Origin of the sequence: Streptococcus pluranimalium (assembly GCF_047785745.1) — a bacterium.
Lineage (GTDB): Bacteria > Bacillota > Bacilli > Lactobacillales > Streptococcaceae > Streptococcus > Streptococcus pluranimalium_B.
The window spans coordinates 1-1,132 of sequence record NZ_JBLOJT010000201.1; the positions used below are offsets into that span (position 1 = coordinate 1).

2 protein-coding genes are annotated in these 1,132 nt (G+C 30.1%); both read right to left on the reverse strand.

Annotation, left to right across the window (positions count from 1 at the left end):
* A partial coding sequence (locus ACMZ6U_RS10470; RefSeq protein WP_416108351.1) for a hypothetical protein occupies positions 1-430 on the reverse strand: 430 nt, incomplete at its 3' end.
* A gap of 388 nt (positions 431-818) precedes the next feature.
* Positions 819-1,132, reverse strand: a 314-nt coding sequence (locus tag ACMZ6U_RS10475; RefSeq protein WP_416108352.1) for a hypothetical protein, incomplete at its 5' end; no start/stop codon positions are given.

Sequence of the window (1,132 nt, forward strand, 5' to 3'; positions counted from 1 at the left end):
TAAACTCAGAAACATTCTCCTCATACTCCTCGGGCTCAATATCCACTGTATTATCTGAAGCTAATGTTACTTTCTCATCTACAATTGATTCATTAGAATTCTCAATAGTTTCTGTATTATCTACGGAGATATTATCATCTGATATAGTACTTGATTCAGTTAAAGTATTTGGAGCTTTGGAAATATCCATGCTGATATTATCCTCTGCTGTATTGTCTGCAATTGACTCTGCCAATTTTTCAATCTCAGAGTCACTTTTAGGCTCTGTGCTAATTTCGGTATCTGAGATATTCGATGATGCCACACTTGTATCATTTGTCATGGTGACAGCTGCTGTGTTTGAATCTGCTAACACAACTGTTCCACTTAACACTCCCCCTGCAACCAAACTTACAAGAATTATTTTTTCACTTAGATTTTTCTTACTCATACCATACTCCTTTGTTTTTATAATTCTATTTTAATTACTTTTTGGACAAAAAAATGACCAAATCCTAAATGGTCATCTAACTTTCCTAAATGGAAAAGCTTTGCTACTTTATTAAGTAATAAAAATAATGTAAATCGCCAAATAGTATCAGCAATAATGTCTCGATATAAAAACTCAATTATCATGTCATATTTTCTTCATCTAATTTTTAAATCATCTCTCACCATCTAACACCCCCTATGTGTTTAAATTTTCTTCTTAAAAAACTTTCCTAACGAATAAAAATCAAGAAAACTAATTAAACGTTTTCTTGATTTTCAGATATTTTCCTTTTATGAAAGATTATATGTCATTCAGACTAGTTAATATTAATTTATTACTAGCCTTCTTAACTAATATAACGATTTTGATTTGGATATAGAAGGAATATAACACTATTTATTAACAGCATTGCCATTGGTATAGCATCCTCTCCTAAGATGAAAAGAGGAATAACTACTATAACTGAAGCAACTGCGACTAAAAGAGCGATTTTCTTTTGTTGATTGAAAAAGCCATAGTTTGCTTTATAACGTTTTAACATAACATAAGCCCATACAACAACTAATATATGTAAAGTTGTCAATAACAAGAAATAAACTGTTAAATCACTCGTGTCATCAACAATCGTTTTAAAAAATAAATAAAAGACTATCAAGTCAA